The sequence below is a fragment of the Bacteroides sp. genome (assembly GCF_029057325.1).
Lineage (GTDB): Bacteria > Bacteroidota > Bacteroidia > Bacteroidales > Bacteroidaceae > Bacteroides.
Genome location: NZ_JAICZW010000117.1, coordinates 1 through 4,720, shown reverse-complemented (window position 1 = coordinate 4,720; position 4,720 = coordinate 1). Strand labels below are relative to the sequence as shown.

At 43.8% G+C, this 4,720-nt stretch carries 4 protein-coding genes; 3 read left to right on the top strand and 1 reads right to left on the bottom strand.

The window, feature by feature from the left end; genetic code table 11:
• The first annotated feature begins 385 nt into the window (after positions 1–385).
• The 3 genes from K2G43_RS07140 to K2G43_RS07130 are packed head-to-tail and all read left to right on the top strand — an operon-like array spanning position 386 to position 1,691.
• Complete coding sequence (locus K2G43_RS07140; protein WP_300153778.1) at positions 386–757, top strand: hypothetical protein; 372 nt, start codon at positions 386–388, stop codon at positions 755–757.
• Between the two features lie 3 nt (positions 758–760).
• Positions 761–1,246, top strand: a complete 486-nt coding sequence (locus tag K2G43_RS07135) for a hypothetical protein (RefSeq protein WP_300153776.1) — start codon at positions 761–763, stop codon at positions 1,244–1,246.
• A 19-nt stretch (positions 1,247–1,265) separates the two neighbouring features.
• A complete protein-coding gene (locus tag K2G43_RS07130) occupies positions 1,266–1,691 on the top strand; it encodes a hypothetical protein (protein WP_297645418.1) in 426 nt (141 codons plus the stop codon).
• Positions 1,692–2,702: 1,011 nt separating this feature from the next.
• On the opposite strand, the gene polA is transcribed toward K2G43_RS07130, so the two are convergent.
• A partial coding sequence (polA, locus tag K2G43_RS07125) for a DNA polymerase I (RefSeq protein ID WP_300153774.1) occupies positions 2,703–4,720 on the bottom strand: 2,018 nt, incomplete at its 5' end.

Here is a 4,720-nt window from a genome sequence, read left to right as displayed (position 1 = left end):
ATATAGGTTTATTCCTTTTATATTTCTTTTATTCATAATAATATTATTATATTTGCATCCGTTATAGCATTGGTAATCAAACTGGATTATATGTTCCCCAATGCTTGATTTATTAACAGCTTATCCATAGGGAGCTTGGTTAGCATAATTTATTAAAAGATGGAATCAGAATTTCTTCTTGCTATTTTAAGTGGTGCTTTTTTATTTGGCATTTGTTATTGGTCAAGACAAAAACGTAAACAAATAACACGCAGATGCCCTAAATGTGGAGCTATATGCCATGCAGATGGTTCAAGTACTGGGCTACGTGATGCTTATGGTCCTATACATAGCTTTAAATGCCATAATTGTGGAAATAAATTTATGCTCTAATATCACATTTATTATGAAACGAGTTTTATCCTTCTTACTAATACAGATTTGCTTTGCAACTCTAATAATTGCTCAAACCATGCTGTTTAAACCAATATCAGCTACTATTAACGATAGCCAAGGAAGTTATACATCAGAACAATTTGACTGTCCTAATATGTTGGTGAACGATAATAATACGACTGTGGATATAGCCATTGCTGGAGATAAAATAACATTATATCCCAACCAATATAACAAAGATACTTATATGTCGGTTGTACAACAAGGGAACACAGAGGTAAAAGCGGTTGCTTATAGAAGTTCAAGTGCTAATAAAATTTATTTAGTAGTTATAACTACTAGAAAAGGGAATAAAACTGTAACGATTAATTTTAAACCATAAAATATGAAAACATTTAGATTATTAGCCATTTCATTATTGGTTACGTTATGCCTAGGATTTAGCTCCTGTGGCGATGATAACATTAGTAATGATAGTACAGATGACAATACTATCAATGAATATTATACCATGCTTTATGGTAGTTGGTACAGAGAAGTTAATAACGAATTATCTAAAACATTTATGAGTTACAAATTCTCTACCAATAAACAAGTTATTAGATATACCAAAGCAGCAGAAAGAACTAAGGGATTTATAAATGGGAATATTAGCTACTCAGATTGGGAAGTTGTTAATGAATACTCAACCTATGGATTATGGTACTTAGAAAAAGTGGAAGGAACGGATTTAATTAGGCTTAAAATCCAATGGGATGGAAACGACTTCTACTCTGGGAAGTTAATAAACTACCTTGATGGTAATATTCTTAGTTTTGACGATGGATTTAGCAATGATTTAAACAAAGGGGATAAATCTCCTAATTTTTAACTAAATAACTATTTAAACAATGAAAACATTAAGATTTTTAGGAATGACCTTGTTAATGGTCATGTTGGCTGTAAACTTTACAGCTTGTAGCGATGATGAAGATGAACCAACTGTTGAAATCTCTTTAGCAAATCTCAAAGGGACATGGGATATGGTTAAATGCTATGGTTGGGAATACAACGACAATAATGAGAAAGAAGATTGGGAAGAAGATGTGACAGGTGAATACATTTTCTTTGAGGACGAAGATGGCAATGGGGGATATAATGATGGCTACAATACATATTACTTTGCAAGTTCAGTAAAAGGAGACAGACTTATCCTTAGAAGTACTGAATGGCTATGGGGTAAGGAAGTTACTATTACAAAACTTACAGATACAGAATTATATCTCAAAGCTGTAGATTCTGAATCAGAAGAAAACTATGAAATGAAACGTAGATAGATAATTGCTATCGTAATTTACAAAGAACAGCATTTGAGGAAACTCTTATGCTGTTTTCTTTTTTTATATAAGCACTACGAATGTTACATACTAACAACCCAATTCTTTGGAATATAGGAAACTAATATTTAACTTTGTACCATAGGTTTAGCTGTTGACTAATTGTTGACTGATAAACTTCCAATGAGATTATTAATACGTTGACATATTGCAATTTAATAGGATGAAATTTAGAGCCTCATAATCTGGAGGTCCCTGGTTCAAGCCCAGGCTGGTCCACGAATTAAATCAAGCACTTACAGAGTTCCTGTAGGTGCTTTTTCTTTTGCTGGTGACCTTCAGGTGATCTTTTTGAAGAGGATGGGATAAGGCCGTAATCACAAAGTACTTAGTCAAGGAATTGTCTTTTTGTATGACTACAATATGCCCGCCTCCGACTATCCACAAGCACCTTTTTCCACTCTCTCTGGAGCTTCTCGCAAGACTATCCGCAATGGATAGAATTTGAAGCGACCGAGGCCGTCAACGGCGTGCAGGCTGAAGACAAGCGGATATAATCCGTTTGAGAACCACACCGGTATCTGGTTTACGGAAAAAGATAAGCATAGCCTGTTGGCGGAATTAAATCAGCAAGAAAATGACTTCTGCAATTTCCCCTATACTCCCCGGCTTGGCAGACACTTGCCTCTGTCGTCTCAAACACTTGTGTCTGTCAGCTTGAACACTTGTGTCTGTCACGTTGAACACTTGTGTCTGTCAGATTGTTATTTTATATCTAATAATCAGTGTATTATGTTTATCCTGTGCCTGAGTCTTTTTCTTTTAGGCAAGAAAAAAATGTAGGTGTGTCAAAACATGCATCTCACTTTCTTTTAGGCACGGATTACACGGATTTACATGTTTTTTTCTTAAAGAATCCGTGAAATCCGTGTAATTCCGTGTCTAATATCTATCATTTCATTATCTTTTTCTTGTTTTGACACATCTTCATGCTGATGGACAACCAGTGTTTTAGTGTGCCTGCAACCAGTTCTCTCCCCATCCGCAGTCGGCTTTCAGGGGCACGTGCATGCGGTATGCCTGCTCCATCTCTTCGATGACGATTTTCTGTACCAGTTCCTTTTCCTCTGTGGGGACGCTGAAGTTCAGTTCGTCGTGTACCTGCAAAATCATCTTCGCTTTCAGGTTGAGGGATTGGAAGCGCTGGTGGATGTGGGCCATGGCCACTTTGATGATGTCGGCGGCGCTGCCCTGGATGGGGGCGTTGATGGCATTCCGTTCGGCGTAGCCACGGACCACGGCGTTGCGCGAGTTGATGTCTGGCAAGTAGCGCTTGCGGTGGAAGATGGTCTCCACGTAGCCGTTTTCGCGTGCCACCTGGATGCTCTTGTCCATATACTCTTTCACCTGCGGGTAGGTCTCGAAGTAGCCGTCTATCAGCTCTTTCGCCTCCTGGCGCGAGACGTCCATGCGTTCGGCCAGGCCGAAGACGGAGATGCCGTAGATGATGCCGAAGTTGGCGGTCTTCGCCTTGCGGCGCATGTCGTCGGTTACGTCGGCGATGTCCACCTTGTATATTTTGGCGGCGGTGGCGGCGTGGATGTCGTGTCCGCTGCAGAAGGCGTCTATCATGTTCCGGTCTTCGCTCAGGTGCGCCATGATGCGCAGTTCTATCTGCGAGTAGTCGGCGGAGAAGAACTCGCAGCCGGGGTCGGGGATGAACGCCTTGCGGATTTCCTTGCCGTCATCGTCGCGGATGGGGATGTTCTGCAGGTTGGGGTTGCTGGAGCTGAGCCGTCCGGTGGCGGTCACCGCCTGGTTGAAGGAGGTGTGGATGCGTCCCGTGCGCGGGTTGATGAGTTGGGGCAGGGCGTCGATGTAGGTGCTCAGCAGTTTCTTCAGTCCGCGGTAGTCCAGTATCTTTCCGATGATGTCGTGCTTGCCGCGATAGCCTTGCAGCACCTCTTCGGAGGTGACGTATTGTCCGGTTTTCGTTTTTTTCGCCTTCTGCACGATGCGCAGTTTGTCGAAGAGTATTTGGCCCACCTGCTTGGCGGAGCTGATGTTGAACGTTTCGCCTGCCATCTCATAGATTTCTTTTTCAATCTCTTGCAGGCGGGCGGTGAAGTGTGCCGACGACTGCCGCAGGGCTTCCGTGTCGAGCAGCACGCCGTTGCTCTCGAGGTTGACCAGTACGGGCACCAGCGGCATTTCTATTTCGTAGAACAGAGGTTCGGCTCCCTGTGCCTTCAGTTCCTTCTCCAGCACGTTCTTCAGCTTGAGGGTGACGTCGGCGTCTTCGCAGGCATAGCGATAGATTTCTTCGGGCGGCAGGTCGCGCATGTTCTTCTGGTTCTTGCCTCGTGCTCCTATCAGTTCGTCGATGTGGATGGTCTGGTAGTGCAGGTAGATTTCCGCCAGGTAGTCCATGTTGTGGCGCAGTTCGGGTTGGAGCACGTAGTGGGCGAGCATGGTGTCGAAGAGCTTGCCCTTCACTTGGACTCCGTAGTTCTGGAGGATGAGCATGTCATACTTGATGTTCTGTCCCACTTTCATCGTTTGTTCGTTTTCGAAGAGCGGACGGAATTCGTTCACAATTTTTAAGGCTTCTTCGCGTTCGGCGGGAACGGGGATGTAGTAGGCACGGTTTTCGGCGTCGCTGAAGCTCATTCCCACCAGTTCGGCCTCCATCGGTTCGGTTCCGGTGGTTTCCGTGTCTATTGCGAGAATTTTCGTTGTCAATAACTTTTGAATAATTTTGCTTCTTTTTGTTTCTGTATCAATCAGTTGATAGTCCACAAACAGCGACTCTAACCGCGTGAGATTTGAATTTTTGAAACCGCCCGTCCCCTCGTCCGCAAAATTTGCAAACAAATCGCCTTGCGTGGGAGCCTTTTTTTCGGGTACGGAGGGTTGCGGCTGGGCAAATAGGGTTCCGGCGAACGGGTCGGCGGCCGGAGCGGGTGGAGTGGGGGAGGAGGCGGGGTCGGCGCTTACTTTTTTCAGTACCCGGTCGATGAGTGTGCGGA